The organism is Hydrotalea sp. GW822-HT8A01 (genome assembly GCF_058798575.1).
The window spans coordinates 2,859,276-2,884,026 of record NZ_CM179506.1; the positions used below are offsets into that span (position 1 = coordinate 2,859,276).

The 24,751-nt window shown below is 36.0% G+C and carries 19 protein-coding genes; 11 read left to right on the forward strand and 8 right to left on the reverse strand.

Annotation, left to right across the window (positions count from 1 at the left end; all coding sequences use genetic code 11):
• Positions 1-15: 15 nt before the first annotated feature.
• Both AC3QLY_RS12715 and AC3QLY_RS12720 read right to left on the reverse strand, forming a co-directional pair.
• Positions 16-891 carry a creatininase family protein gene (locus AC3QLY_RS12715; RefSeq protein ID WP_492989834.1) on the reverse strand — a complete coding sequence of 292 codons (876 nt, stop codon included), beginning with the start codon at positions 889-891 and terminating at the stop codon, positions 16-18.
• Positions 892-973: 82 nt separating this feature from the next.
• The gene (locus tag AC3QLY_RS12720) at positions 974-1,447 is read right to left on the reverse strand and encodes a hypothetical protein (RefSeq protein WP_218331046.1); all 474 of its coding nucleotides are present in this window, start codon (positions 1,445-1,447) and stop codon (positions 974-976) included.
• A 317-nt stretch (positions 1,448-1,764) separates the two neighbouring features.
• Here AC3QLY_RS12720 and AC3QLY_RS12725 point away from each other — a divergent pair, with 317 nt between their 5' ends.
• On the forward strand, positions 1,765-2,871 hold the full coding sequence (locus tag AC3QLY_RS12725; RefSeq protein ID WP_218331047.1) for an ABC transporter permease: 1,107 nt from the start codon (positions 1,765-1,767) through the stop codon (positions 2,869-2,871).
• Between the two features lie 7 nt (positions 2,872-2,878).
• Positions 2,879-3,373, forward strand: coding sequence for an SRPBCC family protein (locus tag AC3QLY_RS12730; protein ID WP_218331048.1), 495 nt, complete (start codon positions 2,879-2,881; stop codon positions 3,371-3,373).
• 6 nt (positions 3,374-3,379) lie between these two features.
• Here the strand turns inward: AC3QLY_RS12730 and AC3QLY_RS12735 are convergent, their stop codons facing one another.
• From AC3QLY_RS12735 to queG, 3 genes are read right to left on the reverse strand one after another with little or no spacing between them, the layout of a single operon-like run.
• A complete protein-coding gene (locus AC3QLY_RS12735) occupies positions 3,380-4,573 on the reverse strand; it encodes an anhydro-N-acetylmuramic acid kinase (protein WP_218331049.1) in 1,194 nt (397 codons plus the stop codon).
• The gene (bioA, locus tag AC3QLY_RS12740; RefSeq protein WP_218331050.1) at positions 4,566-5,837 is read right to left on the reverse strand and encodes an adenosylmethionine--8-amino-7-oxononanoate transaminase; all 1,272 of its coding nucleotides are present in this window, start codon (positions 5,835-5,837) and stop codon (positions 4,566-4,568) included. The genes AC3QLY_RS12735 and bioA overlap by 8 nt, the downstream gene beginning before the upstream one ends.
• 59 nt (positions 5,838-5,896) lie before the next feature.
• A complete protein-coding gene (queG, locus tag AC3QLY_RS12745; protein WP_218331051.1) occupies positions 5,897-6,859 on the reverse strand; it encodes a tRNA epoxyqueuosine(34) reductase QueG in 963 nt (320 codons plus the stop codon).
• 91 nt (positions 6,860-6,950) lie between these two features.
• Here queG and AC3QLY_RS12750 point away from each other — a divergent pair, with 91 nt between their 5' ends.
• Both AC3QLY_RS12750 and AC3QLY_RS12755 read left to right on the forward strand, forming a co-directional pair.
• Positions 6,951-8,984: a transglutaminase domain-containing protein gene (locus tag AC3QLY_RS12750; protein ID WP_218331052.1), complete on the forward strand. Its 2,034-nt coding sequence runs from the start codon at positions 6,951-6,953 to the stop codon at positions 8,982-8,984.
• A 66-nt stretch (positions 8,985-9,050) separates the two neighbouring features.
• Positions 9,051-10,949, forward strand: coding sequence for a DUF3858 domain-containing protein (locus AC3QLY_RS12755; protein ID WP_218331053.1), 1,899 nt, complete (start codon positions 9,051-9,053; stop codon positions 10,947-10,949).
• Between the two features lie 7 nt (positions 10,950-10,956).
• On the opposite strand, the gene AC3QLY_RS12760 is transcribed toward AC3QLY_RS12755, so the two are convergent.
• Positions 10,957-12,003, reverse strand: a complete 1,047-nt coding sequence (locus tag AC3QLY_RS12760; RefSeq protein ID WP_288072439.1) for a serine hydrolase domain-containing protein — start codon at positions 12,001-12,003, stop codon at positions 10,957-10,959.
• 135 nt (positions 12,004-12,138) lie between these two features.
• Here AC3QLY_RS12760 and clpB point away from each other — a divergent pair, with 135 nt between their 5' ends.
• Positions 12,139-14,736, forward strand: coding sequence for an ATP-dependent chaperone ClpB (gene clpB, locus AC3QLY_RS12765; RefSeq protein WP_218331055.1), 2,598 nt, complete (start codon positions 12,139-12,141; stop codon positions 14,734-14,736).
• A gap of 118 nt (positions 14,737-14,854) precedes the next feature.
• The gene (locus AC3QLY_RS12770; RefSeq protein WP_075051683.1) at positions 14,855-15,433 is read left to right on the forward strand and encodes a DsbA family protein; all 579 of its coding nucleotides are present in this window, start codon (positions 14,855-14,857) and stop codon (positions 15,431-15,433) included.
• Positions 15,434-15,487: 54 nt separating this feature from the next.
• On the opposite strand, the gene AC3QLY_RS12775 is transcribed toward AC3QLY_RS12770, so the two are convergent.
• Entirely contained in the window at positions 15,488-17,362 is a 1,875-nt protein-coding gene (locus tag AC3QLY_RS12775; protein ID WP_492989835.1) for a M1 family metallopeptidase, read from the reverse strand.
• A 215-nt stretch (positions 17,363-17,577) separates the two neighbouring features.
• On the opposite strand from AC3QLY_RS12775, the gene AC3QLY_RS12780 reads away from it, so the two are divergent.
• Positions 17,578-19,563, forward strand: a complete 1,986-nt coding sequence (locus AC3QLY_RS12780) for a S9 family peptidase (protein ID WP_288072432.1) — start codon at positions 17,578-17,580, stop codon at positions 19,561-19,563.
• Positions 19,564-19,642: 79 nt separating this feature from the next.
• On the opposite strand, the gene AC3QLY_RS12785 is transcribed toward AC3QLY_RS12780, so the two are convergent.
• Positions 19,643-20,443 (reverse strand): NIPSNAP family protein, encoded by an 801-nt coding sequence (locus AC3QLY_RS12785; protein WP_288096493.1) that lies wholly within the window; start codon positions 20,441-20,443, stop codon positions 19,643-19,645.
• Between the two features lie 362 nt (positions 20,444-20,805).
• Here AC3QLY_RS12785 and AC3QLY_RS12790 point away from each other — a divergent pair, with 362 nt between their 5' ends.
• The 4 genes from AC3QLY_RS12790 to AC3QLY_RS12805 all read left to right on the forward strand — a co-directional run bounded on the left by AC3QLY_RS12790 (position 20,806) and on the right by AC3QLY_RS12805 (position 24,747).
• Positions 20,806-21,672, forward strand: a complete 867-nt coding sequence (locus AC3QLY_RS12790) for a DUF4382 domain-containing protein (protein WP_074417812.1) — start codon at positions 20,806-20,808, stop codon at positions 21,670-21,672.
• Between the two features lie 177 nt (positions 21,673-21,849).
• Positions 21,850-22,053 (forward strand): cold-shock protein, encoded by a 204-nt coding sequence (locus tag AC3QLY_RS12795; RefSeq protein ID WP_068248209.1) that lies wholly within the window; start codon positions 21,850-21,852, stop codon positions 22,051-22,053.
• Positions 22,054-22,281: 228 nt separating this feature from the next.
• A complete protein-coding gene (locus AC3QLY_RS12800) occupies positions 22,282-23,610 on the forward strand; it encodes a TolC family protein (RefSeq protein ID WP_288072719.1) in 1,329 nt (442 codons plus the stop codon).
• Positions 23,611-23,628: 18 nt separating this feature from the next.
• Entirely contained in the window at positions 23,629-24,747 is a 1,119-nt protein-coding gene (locus tag AC3QLY_RS12805; protein WP_492989836.1) for an efflux RND transporter periplasmic adaptor subunit, read from the forward strand.
• Positions 24,748-24,751 lie beyond the last annotated feature (4 nt).

Sequence of the window (24,751 nt, forward strand, 5' to 3'; positions counted from 1 at the left end):
AATGAATGGGCGGATTCACTTTCTTACCCGTTTATAAAATTCCTCCTGCAAAGGTAATGTAGTGGTATCTGCTTTAATAGCTTTAATGGCATTTGCCAATTGATCCACAACATGATTTACTAATAGCTCACCCAATGCCGCTGTGGCTTTATCACCCTCGCCGGCATAATGATTCGGAAAATCGGCATACCACCAAATGGCCGTATACACATTAGGAATATGCCATCTGTTTAAATTTTTACCTGATTCATTTTTAGCGCTATCCATTTTAACTAAATCTGGTCTTAGATACAACAATTCTGAAGTTTCATTTTCTCCGGCATGCATATCTGTACTAAGCGGAGATTGGTGCAATGTTTTCAATTGTTGTAGATATGCACTATCACTATGGGGCTCAAAAAAATAAACTGCATAGTTATGCGGTTGCTCTAATCTTGTTTGGATGAAATAACGTATCAATTCCTGATTGCCGCCATGACCATTAATAATAATGATTTTTTTAAATCCGTTACGCGCAATTTCATCACAGGTTGCTTCTAATAAATCCCATACTACGCGTTCTTTGAGGGCAAAAACACCGGGCTGATGCCGGGCTTCATTAATTTGGCCATAGAAATAATCCGGAAAAACAACAGCATATTCTTTTTTTGTGGCGCGGGCTGCATATTCCCTTACCCGTATTAAATCAGACCCAATGGGTACATGCGGGCCATGTTTTTCTAAGATGCCAATGGGTAGAATACAAGTGTAGTTTGATTGTTGAAGTGCATTGTTCCAATCACTTGCAGTTAATTCATCCCAACGGGTAGGTAAAGCTTGTGCATGGCTTTTTTGTACAAGGATAAGGAGTAAAAAAAGAAAAATTTTTGCTGCGTTCAATAAATATTTCATTGCAATTGTTTTATAATGTTTTATAATAAAAATAACTTAACCGTAAAACTGAATCATATGATTGTAAATTAGGGGCTGATATTTAAAACAATTTTTTTAAGTCATCAAAATCTACATCCACATCTTTATCAAGCCCCAATTTGCTTCCAATAGAGTTAGCTATACCCCAAAAATTAGTATTGCCCGATGTAAGGCTACTCAATATATTCTGAATATCGCCCGAACCATTTCCCATATTTTGGATGCTATTCAATACATTGGGTATTACACTGGCGGCAATGCCGGATGCAGCTTCACTTGATATGCCAAATTTTTGCGTAATACTGCTAATAAAATTGCTTGAAATGTTCTGAATGGCAGGATTGTTGGTTGATACATTGCCGCCTTGAAAAAGCGTATTCAATCCACAGCCAGATAACAGATTTTGCAATCCATTGGTAATGGAATGGCCGGCCTCCTGCATTACTGCTTCATTGTTTTCGTTGGGAACGGCCGGATTGTTCACAACAGCATCCTGTGCATGTTGCTGAACCAATTGCAAGATTTGTTCAAACATAAGTTGTATTATTTGTTAGAATAGGCATTTAAAATACAACAATTTGGTCAATAATGCTCCTGTCAGTATTTATTTTGCCTTGACGTAATATTCAATATATTGTTGAAAATAGAATGTATAGTCTGCATGAATGGTGTGGATAGATTGCATTAATTGTTGAAGGGGCAGGCTTAAAGCCATTTTACAACAGAAAAGGAAATACAAACGGATTGAATTTAAAATATTTGCTATAATTTTTTTTAATGATTTTTTAATAATGCTCAGTTGCCTGCAGAAGATAAATAAACAAATAGCTTTGCTACACAATTAAAATTGATATGCAGAAAAAATATAATCAAATAACTGCCATGTTGGCAATTACTAAGGCCAGTTTAAGAGCTACCTTGCGTAGCCCTTCAGCCGTAGCGTTCAGCATTGGATTCCCATTAGTTTTTATTTTGGTTTTTGGTTTTTTAGGAAATGGCGGTGGTGTTTCGCTGAATGTGGTTATGGACAAAACTTCTGATACGGCCAATTTCATTTATCCTGCATTGAAAAACATCAGCAACTTAAAGTTTAAAGACAAAGCGGATGAACAATTGAAAGAAGACTTGGAAAAAGGGCGCATTACGGCTATTATAAAAATTGAACATTCTAATAATCCGGCCATTCCTTATATCATCCAGTTAAAAAGCTCCGAATCGGTAAATCCTCAGAATATATCCATCTTAAAGCAAATTATTCAATCGATTATAACGGGCATCAATCAAAAAATGTATCCCAATACACCTAGTATTGCTACCATTAATAATACGATTGAAAAAATTCCGGGCAGAATTTACCGTACCATCGATTTTATACTACCGGGCCAATTGGGTTTTTCTTTATTAAGTTCCGGCGTATTTGGGGTTGCTTTTTTGTTTTTTAACTTGAGGCAACAGTTGGTATTGAAGCGTTTTTTTGCTACACCCATTAAACGATCTTATATTATTTTAGGTGAAGCCTTGGGCAGAATTATATTTCAGTTAATTACTGCAGTGGTTATCATTGTAATTGGAAAAGTATTTTTTCATTTTACGTTAGTGCATGGAATTGTAACCTTCATCAACATCATGCTTCTGAGTTTTTTGGCTTTAATCGTATTCATGGGTTTTGGTTTTATTGTAAGTGGTGTAGCCAAAAACGAAAGCACCATTCCTCCTTTTGCCAACATTTTTACATTACCTCAATTTTTATTAGCCGGCACCTTTTTCTCGATTGATAATTTTCCGGTATGGATGCAACCTTTTTGTAATGCATTACCCTTAACGCAATTCAACAATGCCATGCGGTCAATTTCTTTCGAGGGCGCATCATTAATCAGTGTGTGGAAAGAGATTGGCATTTTAGCAATTTGGGGTATTTTAATTTACTATGTAGCCATTAAAACCTTTAAATGGGAATAACTGCATTATGCGATTAGTAAAACAAGCTTTTTTCAGCATTCTTTTTTTAGCAATATTGGTACAGGTAATAGCACTATTGTTTCCTGCACGTATTATTGTTTCAAGAGCCATTACCATTCATGCACCAGTAGATAGTGTAAGACCTTACTTGCAAAATATGCAAGGTTGGCAAAAATGGATTTCGGGTATGCAGGATACATCGGTACATGTGCTTTCACAAACTGAAGCAGAAATTGGAAATAGAACAGTGCAGATCGAAAAAGTTGTGCCCGATTCTGTTGTTTCTGTTTGGCGAAGTGCAAAAAATCATCTCTTAATTTCAACCATGCAAATCATACCTGCATCTAATGGAGCATCTGCTGTTGTGCAATGGCAATATGAACAATTTTTTAAATGGTATCCCTGGGAGCGATTTGGTTCTTTAATGAGTGATAAAATTATTGGCAGAATGTTAGAACAAAATCTGAACCGGCTTCAAACATTGGTTGAAAAGAAAAATTAATTTTGTTTAGGCAGGAAAACTGACTTTCCCCATTGTAATAGCAGGCTGACCTTCACCTAACGCCAACCCCTTTCCGCTAACACATTCATTACCTAATACTGCAAATAATACGGCTTCTTTTGCATCGGGATTAATGTTCAACTCCTGTGTATTTCTAAAAACCATATTGGGTAATAAAGCCTTTAAATGATGCATGAGTAAAGGATTGTGCATGCCACCACCACTACAATAAATAACAGACGTTTTGTTGTGTGTACTTGCTTTTAAAATGGCTTCTGCTATAGTATCGGCCGTAAATTTGTTTAAGGTGGCCATTATATCTTCTTTTGTATAGTGCTGAATGCCGGAGCTTTCAATAGCCTGTTGCAAATAGGCCAGATTAAATAATTCCGGTCCAATTGTTTTGGGGAATTCGTTATTGAAGAAAGTATGATCTTTTAATGCTATTAACAGTGCAGGAAGTATCTTTCCGTTTAACGCAACAGCGGCATTTTTATCGAAATAATTTCCCGGAAAATGATGTTGAATATAAGCATCCATCAGGGTATTACCCGGGCCGGTATCGGTACAAAAAACTTTTTGTACATCTAAATCTCCCGGCAAATAAGTAAAATTGGCTATGCCGCCAATATTCAGCATAATCCTATTTTCATGTTTTTTGCTAAACAAAAAATAATCGCCATAAGCTGCTAAAGGGGCACCTTCACCACCTGCGGCAATATGTTTTTGCCGAAAATCGCTGATGGTGATAATGCCTGTTTTTACAGCCAAATGATCTCCATCGCCAATTTGCAGTGTGGCATTATTAAATGCTTCTAATCCATGTAATCGTTTTGGGGCATGGTAAATGGTTTGTCCATGGCTAGCAATCAAATCAATATTTTTGGGATGAATGTTCCAGCCTGCAAGAGTTGCCAGAATTATTTTGGCATGTTCTTCTGCAATCCATTCATTCAGTATACATACTTTTTCTAAATCGGCATGGCGATTGCTGAAAACAGATTTTACTTCCGTTTTAAACTTTTGTGTGTATGGTACTGTTGTAAATTCTTGAATGGTTACAGATGTATTCAACCCATTGCCTTCACATGTGCAAATAGCAATATCCAAACCATCTAAGGAAGTGCCACTCATCAATCCTATAATTTTTTTGGATTGCTTTTGTGCTATATGATAGAGTTGCTCAATATTGCTATTCATAATGTTGCAGTATGTTTTTAATAACTGTGAAAACTATTCTTAACTCCTCATCTGTAATGCAATAGGGCGGCATCACATAAACGGTATTGCCCAATGGTCTTAAATAAACCCCTTGTTTTAATGCTGCTTGTGTTACAAATTGGCTCACATTGTTTAAGTACTCATCTTTTCCTAATTTTATTTCAAAGGCTATAATTGTGCCTAAAGTTCTAATGTTTTTGATGGGCGCTTTTAATTGGGTAAGTTCATTTGCAAAAACTGCTATTGATTTACAAATTTTCTCAATTGCAGTAACGGTATCGGGCTGCTGTAGTAAATCCAAACTGGCTAAGGCTGCGGTACAGGCTAAGGGATTGGCAGTGAAGGAATGGCCATGGAAAAAAGTTTTGAGTGCATCATCCTGCATGTATGCGTTATATATTTGTTGAGTGCAGGCAGTAACACCCAGTGCCATAGTGCCTCCTGTTAATCCTTTGCTCAAACAAATAATATCGGGTTTAACAGTTAAATATTCTGAAGCAAACATTTTACCTGTTCTGCCAAACCCGGTCATTACTTCATCTGCAATGCAAATAATGCTGTTTTCTTTTGCTGCAACAAGTAGTTGATTGAGTAAAGCGGCATCATACATTTTTAATCCGCCTGCTCCCTGAACCAATGGTTCATAAATAAATGCAGCCGTTTCTGCGGCATATTGTTGCATAGTGGCAATAGATGAAACTATGTTTTCTTGTGAAGGTGTATCCAAAAAAATTACTTCAAAAAGTAAATCATGAAAAGCAAGTGTAAAAACACTACGATCGCTAACACTCATGGCCCCAAATGTATCTCCATGATATGCGTTTTTAAAAGCAATAATTTTCTTTCTTTGCTGCTGTTGTTGGTTCCACCAAAATTGTATCGCCATTTTTAATGCCACTTCGGTTGAGGTGCTGCCATTATCGCTGTAAAATATTTTTGCAAAGGGGCCGGATAAAATTTCAAGTAATCTTTCTGCTAAACAAACGGCTGGCTCATGTGTAAAGCCTGCAAAAATTACCTGTTCTAACTGCAAAGCCTGCCGGTATAATTTTTCTGCAATGTAAGGATGTGCATGTCCGTGTAAGGTAACCCACCAACTACTAATCGCATCAATGTATGCATTACCGGCTGCATCAAACAAAAGTGTACCTTTTCCTTTCGTGATAGGAATAGGGTCTATTCTGTTTTTTTGTGGCGTAAAAGGATGCCAGATTACTGCTGCATCGCGTTCAACTAAATTCATTACACAAAATTAAGGGTATGCAAAATATGGATATAAATACTTTAAGTAGGCTATACCCATTAAGGTATGTTTGTGTCATCAATAACTGTATCTGATTGAATGAAACGCAAGTTGCGTTGTATACCCTTGTATTTACTTCTTTTTAAAGGGGAATGTTTAAATATCTGGTTGAATGCTGCTTCACTTAGGTGCATCCATTCCTGCGTACTTAATTCTAAAATTTCGGGAATAGGCGAAAATGCCGGCTCGTTGTGTGGTTGACTGAAACGGTTCCAAGGGCATACTTCCTGACAAATATCACACCCAAACATCCAGTTATTAAACTTCCCTTTTTGTGTTTCGGGTATCATCATTTCTTTCAATTCAATGGTGAAATAGGAAATACATTGACTACCATTAATGGTTTTATTAGGCAAAATTGCATCAGTAGGGCAGGCATCTAAACATTTGGTGCAGGTGCCGCAGTAATCTTTCGTCAATGGGTTATCGTAATTCAACTCTAAGTCGGTAATTAATGTTGCAATAAAATAAAATGAACCTGCTTTGGGGTGAATTAAGTTGCCATTTTTCCCAATCCAGCCCAAACCGCTTTTTTGTGCCCATGCTCTTTCTAAAACTGGTGCTGAATCAACAAATCCTCTTCCGGCTATTGCCCCGATAGTATTTGAAATACTTGCTAAAAATTCATTCAGTTGCTGTTTAATAACCAGATGATAATCTTTGCCATAGGCATAACGTGCTATTTTAGGCGTATTGTTTTTTTGTTGTTGCGCAGGAAAGTAATTCTTTAACAAGGTAATAACTGATTTTGCTCCCGGTACCAACTTGCGTGGGTCTGTTCTCATGTCAAAATAATTTTCCATGTATTGCATCGTGCCATGCATGCCTTTATTTAGCCAGGCTTCTAATTTTTTGGCATCTTCCTCTAATTGTTCAGCCTTGGCAATACCACAATAATCAAACCATAATTTTTGAGCAGTTTGCTTAACAATGCTTGTATTTCTATCGGTTAAATGGCTCAAAATTTTTTTCTTATTAAATTGTTGATGAAATAAAAATTTTATGTATTATTGATTATGCAAAAATAAAATTACGCTTCCTAAACTTTATTCTATGAAAAGTTTTAAAATTTGGCCGGTTTTTGTTTGTTGTTTATTAAGCATGGCTTTTGCGCAGCAACGGAGAATTCAATTAAAATTTGGGCATATAACTACCGATGATTTTATGCCTACGCAATATAAAATTGATTCTGCTGCTGATGCGGTAATATTGTATAATGCAGGAAGTTCAAGTTATGTAGGAAACAGTAATGGTTTCTTCTCCGTAATTTATGAGCAATATTCCCGTATGCGTTTAATGCATAAAAATGGTTTTGATGCAGCTATTATAATAATACCACTTTATATTTCTAATGATTATCAAACTAAATTGGTATCGCTTGAAGCTTCTACTTTTAATTTAGAAAATGGACAAGTGGTTGAAACCAAATTGGATAAATCTGCTTTGTTTACTGAAGTAGGAAAAGATATAACTACATATAAATTTACTTATCCCAATATAAAAGAAGGTTCAATTGTTGAGTTTCATATTAAAGTTATTTTGCCTGGGTATAGTTTTATGCCCGACTGGGATTTTCAAAAAAAATATCCTGTTTTATATAGTGAATATGAAGTGAATGTGCCTTACTTTTTTAATTATGCCATCATAAAACAAGGGTTGCAAAATTATTATATTGATACAGCTACAGAAGTGCGAGAACGGTATTACATTCATGAAAATGGTAAAAGTGCAGCGGAGTCGGGAAATACCGGAGCAGTGAGTACACAGGCAATTAAACATATTTGGGCAATGAAAGATGTGCCGGCATTCCATCCTCAATTGTATATGACTAGTTCTGGTAATTATGTAAGTGCTATTCAATTTCAATTATCAGAAATACGCATGCCCGAAGAAAATGTGGAAAAAGTTGCACAAAGCTGGTTTCAAATTTCTGAAAAATTATTGAAAGACTCAGATTTTGGTTTAGAGTTGAATTACAATAATATCTGGTTGAAAGACGATATTAAAACCGCAACTGCAAATGCTACCAACGATCTTGAAAAAGCACAAGGTATATTTGCTTTTGTAAGAGATCATTATTCCTGTAATGATTATAGTTCCAGATTTTTATCTGCACCATTAAAAAAAATTGCTCAATCAAAAAAAGGGAATGTTGCTGATCTTAATATTTTATTAACCGCCATGTTAAAGCAGGCCGGACTGGAAGCCTATCCTGTTATACTCAGTACCCGCGATCATGGAAAAGTTTTACAAAACTATCCGGTGATGCGGAAGTTTAATTATGTAATTACCCGTGTTTTTATAAATGATGAAGCCTATTACTTGGATGCAACCAGACCAAATTTAGGTTTTAATCATTTGCCGGCTGATTGTTACAATGGCTTTGCAAGAGTTATTAATGATAAAGAGCCATTGCTGATAAGTTTTGATGCTGATTCTGTGAAAGAGTATCAAATGGATATTGTGCATATGCAACCCGATGTGGCTAATAAGGCACTCAATGTTGTTTTCAATAAAAGCTTTGGCAATTTTGAATCGCAGGATGTGCGTAATGAAATTACCGCTACATCAATAGATGCCTACACCAAAAAACTCCAAAAACAATTCAATGAACCGGTTCAGATTAAAGATATGCATGCCGATAATTTAAAAGATTTGGATGAGCCATTAAAATTGCAATATACTGCTGTTTTTAGCTTTAATCCCGATGATGATTTAATTTATTTAAATCCGATTTTACAAGATAAAATAACTGACAATCCTTTTAAAGCAGAAAGTAGAACCTTTCCTGTAGAAATGCCTAATTGTTTCAACAGTACCTATTTGTTGGATATGGATGTACCGGAAGGTTATGTGGTGGATGAATTACCTAAATCGGCCAGAGTACAATTAAGTGGGAAGGAAGGTAGTTTTGAATATTTGATTGTAAACAAAAATAACCATATACAAATGCGTTGCCGTTTGGCACTCAATAAAGCCAATTTTGATCCGGATGAATATAGCACTCTTCGCGATTTTTATGCGTTTATAGTGCAAAAAGAAAGTGAACAAATAGTTTTAAAAAAGAAAGTAGCTACTAAACCGTAGTTTGAAAAGTAAAACACGGCAATAAAATGGATGTTATATTTTTTTAAAGTATGTAAAATCAATTCGATGAAATTGCTCCTGCTATTCTCTTTATTTTTTCTTTGTATACAAAATAATGCACAATCATTAGATGTTCATCTCATTCCCGATTCTATTACGGCCAATGCAAATGCCGTAGTGCGATATGATAATACTATCGTTACTATTGATAATGAAAGCAAGGTAGTAGTTCACCATAACTATGCTATTACGGTATTGAATCAAAAAGGGAATGATTATGCCGTATACTTAAATACCTATGACCAAATGAATATGTTAAGAGATATTTCAGGTACCCTTTTTGATGCTTCTGGAAAGAAATTAAAAAGTATGAAAAAAAAAGATATTGATGATGTTCCGGTGAATGATAACATGAGTTTGGTGCTCGATGACCGTAGAAAATCCTATGATTTTTTTTATCGTTCTTATCCCTATACTGTTGTGTATAATGATGAGGAAATACATACTCAAACCTTTCAATTACCCAACTGGCAACCTTTGGCAGGTAGTAATATTAGCGTAGAGCAAAGTAGTTTTAGCGTAACTTTTCCATCTGAATTGTATGTCAATTACAAAGTTTTGCAAAAAGAAATGTTGCATTTTGATTCCGTTATAGTCAATAATACCAAAACATATACCTGGCTGCTTAATTTTAAAAAAGCTATTCATCGAGAACTATTTCAGCCCAATGTATTCCAAACAGATCCGTTTGTTTTCATCACCCTGCCTGTGTTTCAGCTGCAAAATTATACAGGCAGTATGCAGAGTTGGCAATCGTTTGGAAAATTTATCAATCAGTTAAATGCCGGGCATGATATGTTACCCGATAATATTAAACAGCAGGTGCATCTGCTTACAGATCACTTACAAAATCAGCAGCAAAAAATTGTTACTTTGTACCAATATCTTCAAAAAAATACACGTTATATCAATATTGCATTAGGAATAGGAGGTTGGCAACCTTTTGATTGTAAATATGTATCGGATAACAAATATGGCGATTGTAAAGCACTTTCTAATTTCATGGTGGCACTCTTAAAAGAAGCAGGTATAAAAGCTTATTATGTGCTCATCAGTGCAACGGATAGGCATTTGCCTATATGGAAAGATTTTCCATGTGGTTATTTTAATCATGCTACTGTATGTGTGCCTGATGGGCAAGATTCCATATGGTTAGAGTGTACCAGTTCATCCGTAGCACCGGGATTTGCAAGCCATTTTACTGACGATAGAGATGCATTACTGATTACTGATTCAGGTGGTATTGTAGTGCATACGCCCACTTATTCTATGCATGACAATCAACAAAACCGGGTGGTACATGCAACCATTGATGAAAGAGGGAACATGCAGGCTCAAGTGCATACCCTTTATACTGGTCAGGCTATTGATGATGTACATGAATTATTGAATGTTGGTATACCGGAAAAGATACAACAATATTATAATCAGAATTTTAACTTACCTACGTATAACGTTCAACATATTCAATTAGAGGAGCAAAAAAGTATCATTCCGGTTGTGAAAGAAAGTTTTGAAATTATTGTAAATGGATTTGCGGCAGTTATGGGGAAGCGACTATTTATAAAACCTGATATTTTTAATAAATGGGAACTAAAATTATTGCCTGATGAAACGAGGAAATATCCCATTGTATTGAAAGAAAATTTTTTACATACCGATTCTGTTTTTATCACTATACCCACTGGTTATGAAATAGAATCACTGCCGAAACCACAAAGTATTCATACCATTTTTGGCGATTATGCCATACAGTTTATTTATAATAATAACGAAATTGAAGTGATCAGATATCAGACAGGCATCAAACAACAGTTTCCGGCTACTGATTATGAAAAATTGGTTGATTTTTATAATGTCATGTATTTAAATGATCATGCTCAAGTGGTGCTTAAGAAAATTTAAATGTTTTTTATTCACAATGTCCCGGTAATAGCTCATCAATTGTGGTTTTCAAATTAAGATATACATCTTTCTTCTGATCAACGTTTTTGCTTTTTTCAAAAATTAATGCGGCATAATTGTGGCAACGATCAATCCATGGATAACAACCCATAGCGCCGGGTGATGCCATGGCACTAGTAATACCCTGCGCATTACAGCCAATTATCCATGCTCCCAAACCATAATTATATCCGGCTGCAATGGCCGGTGCATATTGAATCATAGACAAATTAGTTTCCGCTTTCTCCATTTCTTCTATGGCTTTTTCACTCAAAATTCTTTTATTATTGAAAACCCCATTATTTAATAACATGGCCAAAAAGTTCATGTAATCAGCAGCGGTAGTAACAGCCCCATCCGATGGATTTACAGCACGATTACTATAAAAAGACGAATTGCGCATATTCAGCGGCCTAAAAATTCTTTCCGCCATTAATTGGTCAAACTGCTTTTTACTAATCACTTCTACAACACGGGCAGCAATGTTTAACCCAATATTAGAGTATCGAAATGCTACACCAGGGTTATCCTGAATTTCCCGTTTCGATGCAAATGCATTCACCTCTTCTTCTAAAGTGGCGTATTTGTTTTTTTGTAATACACTTACAATCCCGGGTGGCGATTGAATGCCTGTTAAATGGCTTAAGCACTGCCTAATGGTAATATAGGCTTTTCCATAAGTGGCAAAAATGGGTAAGTAGGTACTTACTTTATCATCTAAACTCAGTTTACCCTGTTCAACAAAAGTCATTACCAAAGCTGCTGTAAGCCATTTGCTGCAACCCGCAATAGGCAATTGTGTGTTGGTTTTTAAATCGCCTTCTTCCTGCTTAAAAATTATTTTACCCCCTTTGTATACCATGCAAACATAGTTTTTGCCAATCTCTTTTTTAGCGGCAGTTAATTGTTTTTGCAAGGGTTCAAAATTATATTGTCCGTAACTTACCTGAAAGAATAGCAGCATGCCAATAACAAGACTGACTTTACAGCAGGTTTTAACGTTTTTTACCGACATATTTTCCATATTTTATGGTTGGATTATGATTTGTGAATGTAAAGAAAACAGTAAAAATCGTATGAATTGTTATAAGGTTTAACTTTTTAAAAACGATTATATCTATTTTCAATCATTAACACCAATTTTAAACATATGAATTTGAATAACTATACTATTAAAGCACAGGAAACCATTCAGGCCGCTCAGCAGTTGGCTTACAATGCGGGTAATCCGAACATTGAAACCAACCATTTATTAAAAGCACTATTAACTGATGAAGACAGTTCTATTGCCTATTTACTGAAAAAAAATAATGTAAATGTTGCTTTTGTTATTAATAAAACTGAGGAGAGCATTGCCAAACTTCCAAAAGTACAAGGCGTGGAACCTGCTCAGGCTTTGGGCAGGGAATTAAATAATGCCCTGTTAAAAGCCAATGCATCCTTAAAACAATTTGGCGATGAGTTTGTAAGTGTAGAACATTTGTTGCTGGGAATTATGCAGATGAATGATGATGCGGCTAAAATTTTAAAAGATGCCGGATTAACGGAAAAGGGATTTGTAGCGGCGGTAAAAGAATTACGGAAAGGTGCTACCGTTAACTCTCAAACACAATCGCAACAATTCAATATACTTCCAAAATATGCTAAAAATTTAAATGAATTAGCTAGCAATGGAAAATTAGATCCTGTTATTGGAAGAGATGAAGAGATTAGAAGAACCCTGCATATTTTATCGCGCCGTTCTAAAAACAATCCAATATTGGTTGGTGAACCGGGCGTAGGTAAAACAGCTATAGCAGAGGGATTGGCCATGCGTATTGTAAATGGCGATGTGCCCGAAAATTTAAAAAGTAAAATTATTTATGCATTAGATATGGGGCAGTTAATTGCCGGTGCAAAATATAAAGGTGAGTTTGAAGAAAGGTTGAAAGGTGTTGTGAAAGAAGTGGCCGAAAGTGAAGGCGAAATTATTTTGTTTATTGATGAAATTCATACTCTTATTGGCGCCGGTGGAGGAGAAGGAGCCATGGATGCGGCCAATATTTTAAAACCTGCTTTAGCTCGTGGCGAATTAAGAGCCATTGGTGCAACCACTTTAAATGAATATCAAAAATATTTTGAAAAAGATAAGGCTTTGGAACGTCGTTTCCAAAAAGTAGTGGTAGATGAACCCTCTGTTGAAGATGCTGTTTCTATTTTACGGGGCATCAAAGACAGATATGAAACGCACCACCATGTTCGCATTAAAGATGAAGCTATTATTGCAGCAGTCGAATTATCGAACCGGTACATAACCGATCGCTTTTTGCCCGATAAAGCCATTGATTTAATTGATGAGAGTGCCGCCAAACTTAGGCTGGAAATGAATTCTATGCCGGAAGAGTTAGATAAATTAGAAAGAAACATACGCCAGTTAGAAATTGAAAGAGAAGCCATTAAACGTGAAGATGATGAAGCGAAACTAAAAGAATTGAATCAGGAAATTTCGGTGTTGAGTGTTGAACGCGATACCTTAAAAGCTAAGTGGAAACAGGAAAAGGAAATTGTTGAAAAAATACAAAATGCCAAAGCAGCTATTGAATCATTGAAATTAGAAGCTGAACGTGCTGAACGGGAAGGCGATTATGGTAAAGTAGCCGAAATAAGGTATGGAAAAATCAAAGAAATGGAAGCACAAATTGTGCAATTAACCAAAGAACTGGATGAGGTATCACCCGAAAAGCGTTTATTAAAAGAAGAAGTAGATGCAGAAGATATTGCAGAGTCTGTAGCCAAGGCAACCGGAATTCCATTAACTAAAATGCTGCAAAGTGAACGGGAAAAATTATTAAATTTAGAAGATGAGTTGCATAAACGAGTTGTTGGTCAGGATGAAGCCATTACTGCCGTTGCCGATGCCATTAGAAGAAGTCGTGCCGGATTACAGGATCCTAAAAAGCCCATTGGTTCATTTATTTTTCTGGGTACAACCGGTGTTGGTAAAACAGAATTAGCCAAAGCATTAGCCGATTATTTGTTCGATGATGAAAACATGATGACCCGGATTGATATGAGTGAATATCAGGAAAAGCATACCGTATCTCGTTTAGTGGGTGCACCTCCGGGTTATGTTGGATACGACGAAGGAGGGCAACTAACTGAAGCTGTACGGCGTAAACCCTATTCCGTTGTGTTGTTAGATGAAATTGAAAAGGCGCATCCCGATGTGTTTAATGTATTGTTACAGGTGTTAGATGATGGCCGGTTAACCGATAACAAAGGCCGTACCGTTAATTTTAAAAATACCATCATCATCATGACCAGTAACATGGGTAGCCAGATTATTCAGGATGCTTTTGAAAATGTAAACGAAAAAAATAAAGAGGAAGTTGTTGAAAAAGCAAAAGTGGAAGTATTAAATCTATTGAAGCAAACCATTCGTCCTGAATTTTTAAACAGGGTAGACGAGGTAATTATGTTCCAGCCGTTAATGAAAGATGATATTAAAGGAATTGTAAACATACAGTTAAAGAATTTACAGGATTTGGTTGCTGCCAATGGAATACATATTGATTTTAGTGATTATTTGATTGATTATCTGGCTGAAAATGGGTTTGACCCTCAATTTGGAGCAAGACCTTTAAAACGCTTAATTCAAAAGGCTATTGTGAACCAATTGAGCAAGAAAATACTTGCTGGTGAAGTGGATAAATTAAAGCCGGTATTAGTAGATGTATTTGATGGGGTAGTAGTATTTAGAAACGAGTAGTTGTAATAAAGAAAAACACTATTTGATTGTTTTTGCGTTAATTATGCTACTTTGCGCCCAAAATTCAGTAAAATAAGCTGATTTTAATTCATTTTTTTATCGATTAAATAGTGTAATAATGGCAATGAAACCCAAAGAGGCACTCATAATTATTGAACCAAAAGATATATATGTAGGCAAAGATACTGCGCCTGTAACTTTAATGATGTTTGGTGATTATGAAAGTGATGCCTGTGCGGCTGCTAATGAAGTGGTAAAACAGGTATTGGAAAAATATCCGGATGATGTTAGATTAAATTTCAGACATTTCCCTTTAACCAATATTCATCAACGGGCTTTAAAAGCTGGCGAGGCAGCTGTTGCAGCAGGGCAGGAAGGTAAATTTTGGCCTATGCATAATTTACTGTTTCAGAACAGGCATAATTTGGGTACCATTACTTTAAAATCTTATGCAAGGGAAGCGGGTGTTACCAGTAAAGTATTTTTAGATGATTTGATGAACTCAACTTTTGGATGGCAGGTTCGTGGCGATATTAGTTATGGCCAGCAAAAAGGGGTAAAAGAGGTACCCACTTTCTTCCTGAATGATGAACGTTATACTGATTCCATTACATTAGCCGGATTTTCAAAAGCGATTGATGCTATTTTGGCTTCGGGAGGTTCTAAAACAAAAAAGGCCACTAAAAAAAGGGCCTAATGATAATGGATATTTGAAAGCCTGTGTTCCATGCTCATAAAACACAGGCTTTTTTTATTGTGCCTGCCAACTATTGTCTTTTGTGTTGGCATCCATAAATATACCACCGTCAATTTTTAACGATTGAATGCTTTTGTTAGTTTCAATAGCAATACTGGCTTGCTTTTCATTGGTTTTCCAGATAAAAGCATTTTGGTGTATAGCATCTGTACTTCCATCGGTGTAAGTAACCATTACATCAAACGGCGCATCAAATCCACCGATATTGTTAATACTAACGGTGTACCCTTTGCTATTTTTAGTAACATTTTGAATGGCTAAATCAATGTACCCGTTCGTGAAATACCAATTTTGCCAAAACCAATTTAAGTTCTGCCCCGAGGCATCGTTAAACGTGTTGAAAAAATCCCATGGAAAGGGGTGCTTACCGTGCCAGCGGTTCATATAGGTATGTAAACATTTTTTAAACAAATCATCACCCAACATATCTTTAACAGCTAAATAGCCTAGCGATGCCTTTCCATAGGCATTATTACCATAGGCAAGACCTCTCAAAATATTAGCAGGTGTAATAATGGGAATATCTTCTTCTGCCGATGGATCGTTAATCCAACTACGCACTCTAAAACTTTGATAAAAATTTGCTGCAACTTTTGGCCCCAAATCTGCCTGTCCAATCAGGTATTCAAAGGTAGTAGCCCAACCTTCATTCATAAAGCCAAAACGGTTTTCATTAATGCCCATATAAAATGGAAAATAGGAGTGTGCAATTTCGTGTTCTGCTACAAAACGCGAAAAAACCGGGTCATCATTCGTACCGTCATTTACCATCATGGGGTATTCCATATCTGCATAACCCTGGCATACCGTTATTTTAGGAAAAGGATAAGGCACTCCGGGCCAGTTTTTTGAAAACCAGTCAATGGCATGATGAGCAAAGTTTATCATTTGATGGAAATCTTTTGCAGTATCGTTGTATGCCGATTGCACACTCACTCTTTCCCGGTTTGGGGCAACTGCAATACTGGCCGCATCCCAAACATAATGATCACTCACGCATAAAGCCATATCCGTGATGTTGTCTACACTAAATTTCCAGGTATTGTTTTTTTGTTGTGTTACTTTCCCCTGCAACATTTCATTCAGAGTGGCAATAGAAATGGCAGAGTCTGTTTCCTGCGCCTGTTCTAACCGTTCAATGATATTAGGTGCCAGCACTTCTTTTGGATTGTTTAAATTACCGGTTGCCCATACCACAAAATTTTTGGGTACAGTTACTTGCAAACGATAGTTATTAAAATCATTGTAAAATTCCTGCTGATCGGTAAAATCTTCTTTATCCCATCCATTGTAATCGTCATAAACAGCCACTCTTGGATAAAAATAAGCCAGATAAAAAGTGGTGGAATCAATCATACCTTCTCTGCCGCTTTCCAATGATGCATCATAATGCCAGTCAATATGCAATTGAACAGAATCTTTAGGCATTAATTTTTGGGGAAAGCGTAATGCCTGCCAGGTAGCATGATAATTGGGTTCCTGCCATTCTATTGTTTTACCATTTACGCTAACTTTATCAATATGTGCACCGGATGTTAAGTAATTGGCCGATGCATCATTATAGCGTAATGCGCCGGGTTTGTGTATATTTAAAATTAATTTTATAATTAAATAGGCAAGTGAGTCTGGGCTGTTGTTAAAATAAGTAATATCTTCTGACCCACGAACGGTTCTGGAAGGCGGTGATACTTGTAATGCTATAGCATAGTTGCCGGTATTTTGCCAGTAATGTACACCAGGCATGCCATTGGCCGATCGGGTTTGTTGTGTATAGGCCTTTTTTATATTTCGAGGCATATATAATGGCTGTGCAAAAATTTGTATGACCAGCAGCATGGAGCAAATGACAATGAAAGTTTTTTTCTGCATCTGAAATTTTTTAAAGATGAAAGTTATTTCATTCTATTCATTTTTCAGGAACGGAATTATATGAGTGGCACATGGCTTAAGGATGTTTGTAATATATTTACAACAAAAAAATACCCTGTTCATGTGAAATGATCATACGCGAAAGGTGGGTGTAATATCATTCGTTTACAGGGAACCAAAAATTGAATCAATCACTTAAACAGAAATATATGCACATGAAAAAATGGATATTGCCCGTAGTGCTTTTTATAAGTGGCAGTTCGGTTGTAATGGCACAGTCATCATCAAAACGCAGTTTACTGCCAACGGATATTTATCGGATAAAAAATGTATCAGATCCACAAGTATCGCCCGATGGAAAATGGATAGCCTACACCGTTAGTATGGCCGATAGTGCTAAAGATAAGCGCAATACAGATATCTGGATGGTGAGTTGGGATGGGCATCAGACTGTACAGCTTACCCATACACCTGAATCGGAATCAATGCCCAGATGGAGCCCAGATGGGAAATATCTTTCGTTTGTGTCAGCACGAATGGGAAATGCAATGGCGCAAATTTGGCTTTTAGACAGGCGTGGAGGTGAGGCAAAACAAATTACCCATTTAAAAGGAGATTTGGATGAATATGTTTGGAGTCCGGATGGTAAACAAATTCTTTTAACCATGAAAGACCAGGATTTTTCTGATACAGCCTCTACAAAAACCAGAAAACCTTACGTAATAGATCGCTACCATTTTAAAGAAGATATTACGGGTTATTTAGACAACCGGCATACCCATTTATATTTGTTTGATGTACAGGCCGAAAAGTTAGATACATTAACAAAGGGCCAGTTTGATGAAAGTGCTCCGGCTTGGAGTCCCGATAGTAAACGTATTGCTTTTGTAAGCAACAGAACGGCTGATCCTGATAAGAATGATAATACCGATATATGGTTGATGAATGCCGAAAAAGGAGCTTCTTTACAACAAGTAACTACTTGGCCGGGCAGTGATACGCGTCCTATGTGGAGTCCCGACGGGCAATCGATTGCTTATTTACAATCCAGCAGCAATGAGGCTTTTACCATGTATGGCCAAAATATTTTAGCGGTTGTGCCTGCCAATGGTGGAACACCTGTGTTGTTAACCACTGCTATTGACAGACCTGTTTCAAATCAGCAATGGGCCGCCGATGGCAAGTATATCTATTGTTTGATAACTGATAACAGAAAAAAATATCTTGCAAAAGTAGAACTGGCTACCCAAAAAATACAACCACTTGTGGAGGGTGAATTTTGTTTGGAAAGATTAAATATGAGTGATAATAAATCGCAAATGGCAGCGCTTTGGAGCGATCCCTATCATCCTTATGAAGTGGTGGTGATAGAAGGAAATGCCATGCACCAGATAACGCACATGAATGATGATTTTATGCAATCACTTACCCTGGCTAAAGTAGAAGGCTTTACATCAGTAAGTAAAGATGGAACAAAAGTTCCCTGCCTGTTATTTACGCCTCCGGGTATGGATAATGCTACTAAGTTATCTGCCATATTTTATATACATGGTGGCCCGGTAGCGCAAGATGACTATGCTTTTGATTTTACAAGGCAAGTTTTAGCAGCAGGGAATTTTGCTGTGATAGGTGTTAATTACAGAGGTAGTAACGGTAGTGGCTTGGCTTATATTAAAGCCATTTATGCAGATTGGGGTAATAAAGAAGTGATGGATATAACAGGCGCAGCAGATTATTTAATTAAAGCCGGAAAAATTGATGGAAACAGAATGGGAATTAGCGGTTGGAGTTATGGTGGTATTTCAACCAATTATACCATTGCTACCGATAACAGGTTTAAGGCAGCGGCCAGCGGTGCAGGCAGTTCCTTGCAATTAAGTATGTATGGCTTCGATCAATACATTACACAATACGAAACAGAATTAGGGAAGCCATGGGAACATCCTGAAAAATGGATGGCATTGTCTTATCCTTTTTTTCACGTAAACAAAATTAAAACACCAACATTATTTATGGCCAGTGAAAAAGATTTTAACGTACCTACCATTGGCGCAGAGCAAATGTATCAGGCATTAAAATCAATTGGTGTACCCACTGAATTGGTGATTTATCCGGGGCAACATCATGGCATTATCAAACCCTCTTATCAGGTTGATCGGTTAGAGCGGTATTTGGTATGGTTTAAACAATACTTACAATAGCTTACTATTGAAATAATCATAAAAAAACCTGATGCACTCTGCTCAGGTTTTTTTATGCAAATAGGCTAAAGTTTGTTGTTTAAAAATCTGAAAAAGATGTAGGATGCAGTAAATAAATATTAGCAGTAGAAACAGTATGCTGATATTCCGGTAAAGCAGATAATGTTTTCCAGGCCGGACTGTCGCCAAATGCTTTCCAATGCGCATTTCTGTCTGATATATTATTAAACGTTGTCATGTACATTAAGTCGGGCATATGGCAGCCTGATAAAACTTCTGCATAAAAAACTGCATTAAAATTGAGGCTTTTAAAAATATTGATTTCACCACCTTCATTAAACATTTTCACCTTTTGGTGATAGAAGGTTTCGTTAGAACCCTCATAACTTCTTAATTCATAAATACGTTCGGTAAGTGGGCCGGTTAATTGAGGTAAGGCAAACATTGGATGGTCTTTAAATGCTCTTAGCACTATGGTTTCAATTCTCTGATAAGGAGGAGCGTTATAAGTAGCCTGCAAATAAGTTGTACCATTTTTTTGCAGGTTACCATCTTTTAATAATTCATCATCCAGCAACAATAGTTTTTGTACAACTGTATTTGGGATAAAAACATATACACGTTTGTCGGTAGCCGTATCGTTATCATATTTTGTAAATACGCCAATTTTTTCAAAACCATGTTGGTGTAAGGCAGGTAAATATGCTTTTTCTAAATAATCATTTACCATGTTTACCTGGTCAGTGCTTTTACAATGGTAAACTTTAATAAGGTAATAATCTTTTTTCTGTTTTTCTTTTTGTGCTTTCAATGAATTTGAAATTGCTGCAATAAAAAATAAAGACAAAGCCAGCATGCTTTTTTGAGCCAGTCGTTTCATATGGTTTGATTTATCAGTTACAAAATGGTAGCGATTGGATATTGGTGATGATTGTGTTTGGTTTTGTAAGTAGTACAATCAGGACTATCCATTTTTTAAATTCAGCCTGCAAGCTACATTTTGTAGTGCTCCGATGCAAGTGCATTTCAATTATTCCTGCGTTTTGTTAAGCATTTCTGTATTATTTGAGGAATATCAATTGTTGGGCTTATTTATACTGGATGAATTTTTAAGTTTTTTTTAAGCTCGTTTGGGCAACAAAATAACTGAACGGGTATCTTTTCATTAAACATTGGCTCGTTTTTTGCCAACTAAAGTTAAACTATATCCATGTAATCAATTTTACTTAAAACTTTTACAAAATGAAAAATAAAATCCTCCTTTTTGGGCTGTTTTTATCAGCCATCTTTATTTGGACTGCATGTTCAAAAAGTAATTCTGTACAGCTGCCACCGGGAACACAGAAGGTTAGTCTTTATATGACGGATGGTCCTGGTTATTTCGATCATGTGTATTTAGATATTGATTCAGTAATGGTTTTGGTAGATACTTCAGAAAATACCCGAAACAATGATACTACTAATTGGGAACGGGTAGGCGATGATGATGAACACCATCATCCGGAAGGAAGTTTTGTTTGGGAAAATTTACATGTACAACCGGGTATATATGATATTCTTTCTCTTAGCAACGGAGTTGATACTTTGTTAGCTTCAGCAAACATAAAAGTGGGTGCTATTCGATTAATTAGAATTAATTTGGGTTCCAGGAATTCATTAGTTAAAAATAGTGTATCCTATCCTTTAAATTTATTTCCCGGTTCAAAGGGTTATGTAATAATACAATTAAAGGGAGATGAATGGGAAGAATATCAACCGGGAGCCTCTAGATTATGGTTGGATTTTGATGTTGCCCGTTCTATAATTGAAATAAATAACCAGTTTTACCTGAAACCAGTTTTTCATTTCTTTACTGAAGATAAAACAGGAAGTATATCTGGTACTGTATTGCCATTCAATGCGTACTCGGTTTTAAGTATTTACCGTGGTGAAGATACAGCTTATGCAATTCCCAAAAAAAATGGGGAATTTAAGGTGCGGGGATTAAAAGACGGTTCATATAGTGTATTCATCAATGCATCTAATGGTTACAAAGACACTACAATTAACAATATTACCATTAATGGGGCAAACAATGTAAATATTGGCGTGATACAACTACATCAATAACCAAAGCATGAAAATTCAAAACTTGGCATCGGAATATAACTTTTCCGATGCCATTTATTTACAAACAATAATTTAATTCCATTTAACGAGAAGATATCTGAATAAGTACAATTAAATTATGCAGATATTAGAATAAACCGTATCTTGCAGCCATTATTTTATTATTTAAATTTTACAATGAACACAAAAATTCAAGGAACTGTAAAGTTCTTTAACGAAGAAAAAGGTTTTGGATTTATCAAACATGACGATTCAAACAAAGAAACTTTTGTACATGCCAATGGTTTAATTGACCAGATTGAAGCAAACGACAAAGTTGAATTTGATGTACAGGAAGGCCGTAAAGGTTTGAACGCTGTTAATGTTAAAAGAATAGTATAAAAGTATATCTATTTACAACCTTACCAAGGCCGGTAGCAACATTGCTGCCGGTCTTTTTTTTTGATATGTGTCAAACATCCATTTAAATAATTGTTTGTTTTTTTAGTGTTTAAACTTTTAACTTCGCACTCCTTTCACCAATTCTCCGGTTATAATTATTGCAAAAAGAAAAATCAATAAGTATCTTTCTAAAAAAGCTACATTTAATATATAAAATTAAAATAAAATATGAATCGAATATTTTTATTACTTTTTTTGTTAGTATTCAGTATTGGACCTAATGAAGCTCAGGGGCCATTAAAAACGCCTGCTTTAGATACACTGGCGCAGGCAACATTACAGTCTTGCGTTCAATATGCTTTGCAACACCAACCCATTGTGCAGCAATCTTTAATAGACGAGCAGATTGTAGATAAAACCATTCAAACCAAATTGGCCGATTGGTATCCACAAATTAGTATGAACTATTATATTCAGCACAACTACCAATTACCTGCATTTTATTTTGGTGGGAATTATGTACGCAATGGTACTTATAATGCATCTAATCTGGGTTTAACACTTACCCAAAATATCTTTAACAGAGATGCGTTATTAGCCAGCCAAACAGCACAACAGGTAAAAAAGCAGGTAAGGCAAAATACTGTTAGTAATAAAATTGATGTTACCGTAAATGTGAGCAAGGCATTTTATGATGTGTTATTAACGCAAAAACAAGTGCAGGTGTTAGACCAGGCTATTATTCGTTTGCAGAAAAATGTGCAGGACTCTTATCATCAATACGAAGCGGGTATTGTAGATAAAACCGATTATAAAAGAGCTACCATTTCATTAAACAATACCATAGCACAACGTAAGCAGGTTTTTGATTTGGTAAAAGCAAAATCTGTTTATTTAAAAGAGTTAATGGGATATCCTGATTCAGCAGATTTACATTTAAGTTATGATACCACTGCCATGGAAAAAGATGCGTTTATAGATACTTCTGTAAATGTATTTTTCGAAAATAGAATCGAATATCAGCAATTGGTTACCCAGCAAAAGTTACAGCAGGCCAATTTAAAATATTATAAATGGGGATTCATTCCCACCATCTCTGCTTATGGTATTTATAATTTCAACTATTTGAATAATGATTTTGGAAAATTGTACAACCAAAATTTAGGTAACTCAAATATTGGATTGCAATTATCTGTTCCAATTTTTCAGGGAAATAAACGTGTGAACCAAATCAAAGAAGCGCAATTACAAATAGATCGTTTAAACTGGGATGTGGTAGCTTTGAAAAGCCGCGTAAATACTGAGTATGCAACAGCACAGGCCAATTACAAAGGCAATCTTGCCAATTATGTTGCATTGAAAGATAATTTGTCGCTTGCCAATGATGTGTATGAAACCATTCAACTCCAATACAATTCCGGAATTAAAACTTATTTAGATGTTATTGTTGCTGAAAGTGATTTACGCACTGCACAGTTAAATTATTATGATGCGCTTTATCAATTGTTGGAAAGTAAAATCGATGTTGAAAAAGCTTTAGGTACTATTAAAAATTAAAAATATAAATATTTTTATATGAATAATTCGTTACGTTATATTTTGGTATATTTTACAGGATTAGTTTTAATGGCATCCTGCACCAACAAACAGCAACAACAAGCACTGCCACCCGTTGCTGTTAACACTTACCAGGTACAAAAAGGTTCGGCCGTATATTATGATAACTATCCTGCCACTGTTGCAGCACTCAACGAAATTGAATTGCGTGCACAGGTTACCGGATACATAAAAGGTATTTTTTTTAATGACGGACAACATGTTTACAAGGGTCAGAAGTTGTATGATATTGACCATGAAACTTATCAGGCTGCTTATAATCAGGCAGTAGCCAATATGAATGTGGCTTTGGCTAATTTAGACAAGGCACAGCAAGATGCCGACCGTTATACCGAACTGCTAAAGAAAGATGCCATAGCCCGTCAGGTAGTTGATCATGCCATTACAGATTTACAGGCTGCAAAAATGCAGGTAGCAGCTTCAAAAGCAGCAGTTGCAAGAGCAGAAACCGATCTGAAATTTTCTGTTTTATATGCACCTTTTGATGGTACCATTGGCATTTCGCAGGTAAAAATGGGTACACTTATTTCGGCCAATCAAACTTTATTGAATACAATATCTTCAGACAATCCGATGGCAGTTGATATTGCTGTAGATCAAAGCCTAATACCCCGCTTTGCTGCATTAAAAGCACATCCTGCACCGGCTTCAGATTCTATGTTTACCATGAACTTTAATGACCAGTCTGTATATCCTTTACCCGGTACACTTAGTTTTATTGACAGGGCAGTAGATCCCCAAACCAGTACCATTCGTGTTCGATTCATCTTCCCCAATAAAGACAATATGCTAAAACCCGGAATGAGTTGTAATGTTCGGGTAAAGAACAATAATCCATTGCAACAATTTTTACTCATTCCATTTAAAGCAGTGGTAGAGCAAATGGGTGAATATTTTGTGTTTGTACTGAGTGCCAACCAAACTGTTACAGAACAGAAAATTGCTTTAGGTCAACGCATCAATGATAAAATTGTGGTTCGTTCCGGTTTAAAAGAAGGTGATACCATTGTAATCGATGGGATACAAAAATTAAGAGATGGTGCAAAAGTTCAATTAGCTGCACCGCAGACTCACTAAACAA

Coding starts and splice junctions, on each gene's coding strand:
- AC3QLY_RS12715 (WP_492989834.1), bottom strand. CDS start 891: ATGAAATATTTATTGAACGCAGCAAAAATTTTTCTTTTTTTACTCCTT.
- AC3QLY_RS12720 (WP_218331046.1), bottom strand. CDS start 1,447: ATGTTTGAACAAATCTTGCAATTGGTTCAGCAACATGCACAGGATGCT.
- AC3QLY_RS12725 (WP_218331047.1), top strand. CDS start 1,765: ATGCAGAAAAAATATAATCAAATAACTGCCATGTTGGCAATTACTAAG.
- AC3QLY_RS12730 (WP_218331048.1), top strand. CDS start 2,879: ATGCGATTAGTAAAACAAGCTTTTTTCAGCATTCTTTTTTTAGCAATA.
- AC3QLY_RS12735 (WP_218331049.1), bottom strand. CDS start 4,573: ATGAATAGCAATATTGAGCAACTCTATCATATAGCACAAAAGCAATCC.
- bioA (WP_218331050.1), bottom strand. CDS start 5,837: ATGAATTTAGTTGAACGCGATGCAGCAGTAATCTGGCATCCTTTTACG.
- AC3QLY_RS12750 (WP_218331052.1), top strand. CDS start 6,951: ATGAAAAGTTTTAAAATTTGGCCGGTTTTTGTTTGTTGTTTATTAAGC.
- AC3QLY_RS12755 (WP_218331053.1), top strand. CDS start 9,051: ATGAAATTGCTCCTGCTATTCTCTTTATTTTTTCTTTGTATACAAAAT.
- AC3QLY_RS12760 (WP_288072439.1), bottom strand. CDS start 12,003: ATGTCGGTAAAAAACGTTAAAACCTGCTGTAAAGTCAGTCTTGTTATT.
- clpB (WP_218331055.1), top strand. CDS start 12,139: ATGAATTTGAATAACTATACTATTAAAGCACAGGAAACCATTCAGGCC.
- AC3QLY_RS12770 (WP_075051683.1), top strand. CDS start 14,855: ATGGCAATGAAACCCAAAGAGGCACTCATAATTATTGAACCAAAAGAT.
- AC3QLY_RS12775 (WP_492989835.1), bottom strand. CDS start 17,362: ATGCAGAAAAAAACTTTCATTGTCATTTGCTCCATGCTGCTGGTCATA.
- AC3QLY_RS12780 (WP_288072432.1), top strand. CDS start 17,578: ATGAAAAAATGGATATTGCCCGTAGTGCTTTTTATAAGTGGCAGTTCG.
- AC3QLY_RS12785 (WP_288096493.1), bottom strand. CDS start 20,443: ATGAAACGACTGGCTCAAAAAAGCATGCTGGCTTTGTCTTTATTTTTT.
- AC3QLY_RS12790 (WP_074417812.1), top strand. CDS start 20,806: ATGAAAAATAAAATCCTCCTTTTTGGGCTGTTTTTATCAGCCATCTTT.
- AC3QLY_RS12795 (WP_068248209.1), top strand. CDS start 21,850: ATGAACACAAAAATTCAAGGAACTGTAAAGTTCTTTAACGAAGAAAAA.
- AC3QLY_RS12800 (WP_288072719.1), top strand. CDS start 22,282: ATGAATCGAATATTTTTATTACTTTTTTTGTTAGTATTCAGTATTGGA.
- AC3QLY_RS12805 (WP_492989836.1), top strand. CDS start 23,629: ATGAATAATTCGTTACGTTATATTTTGGTATATTTTACAGGATTAGTT.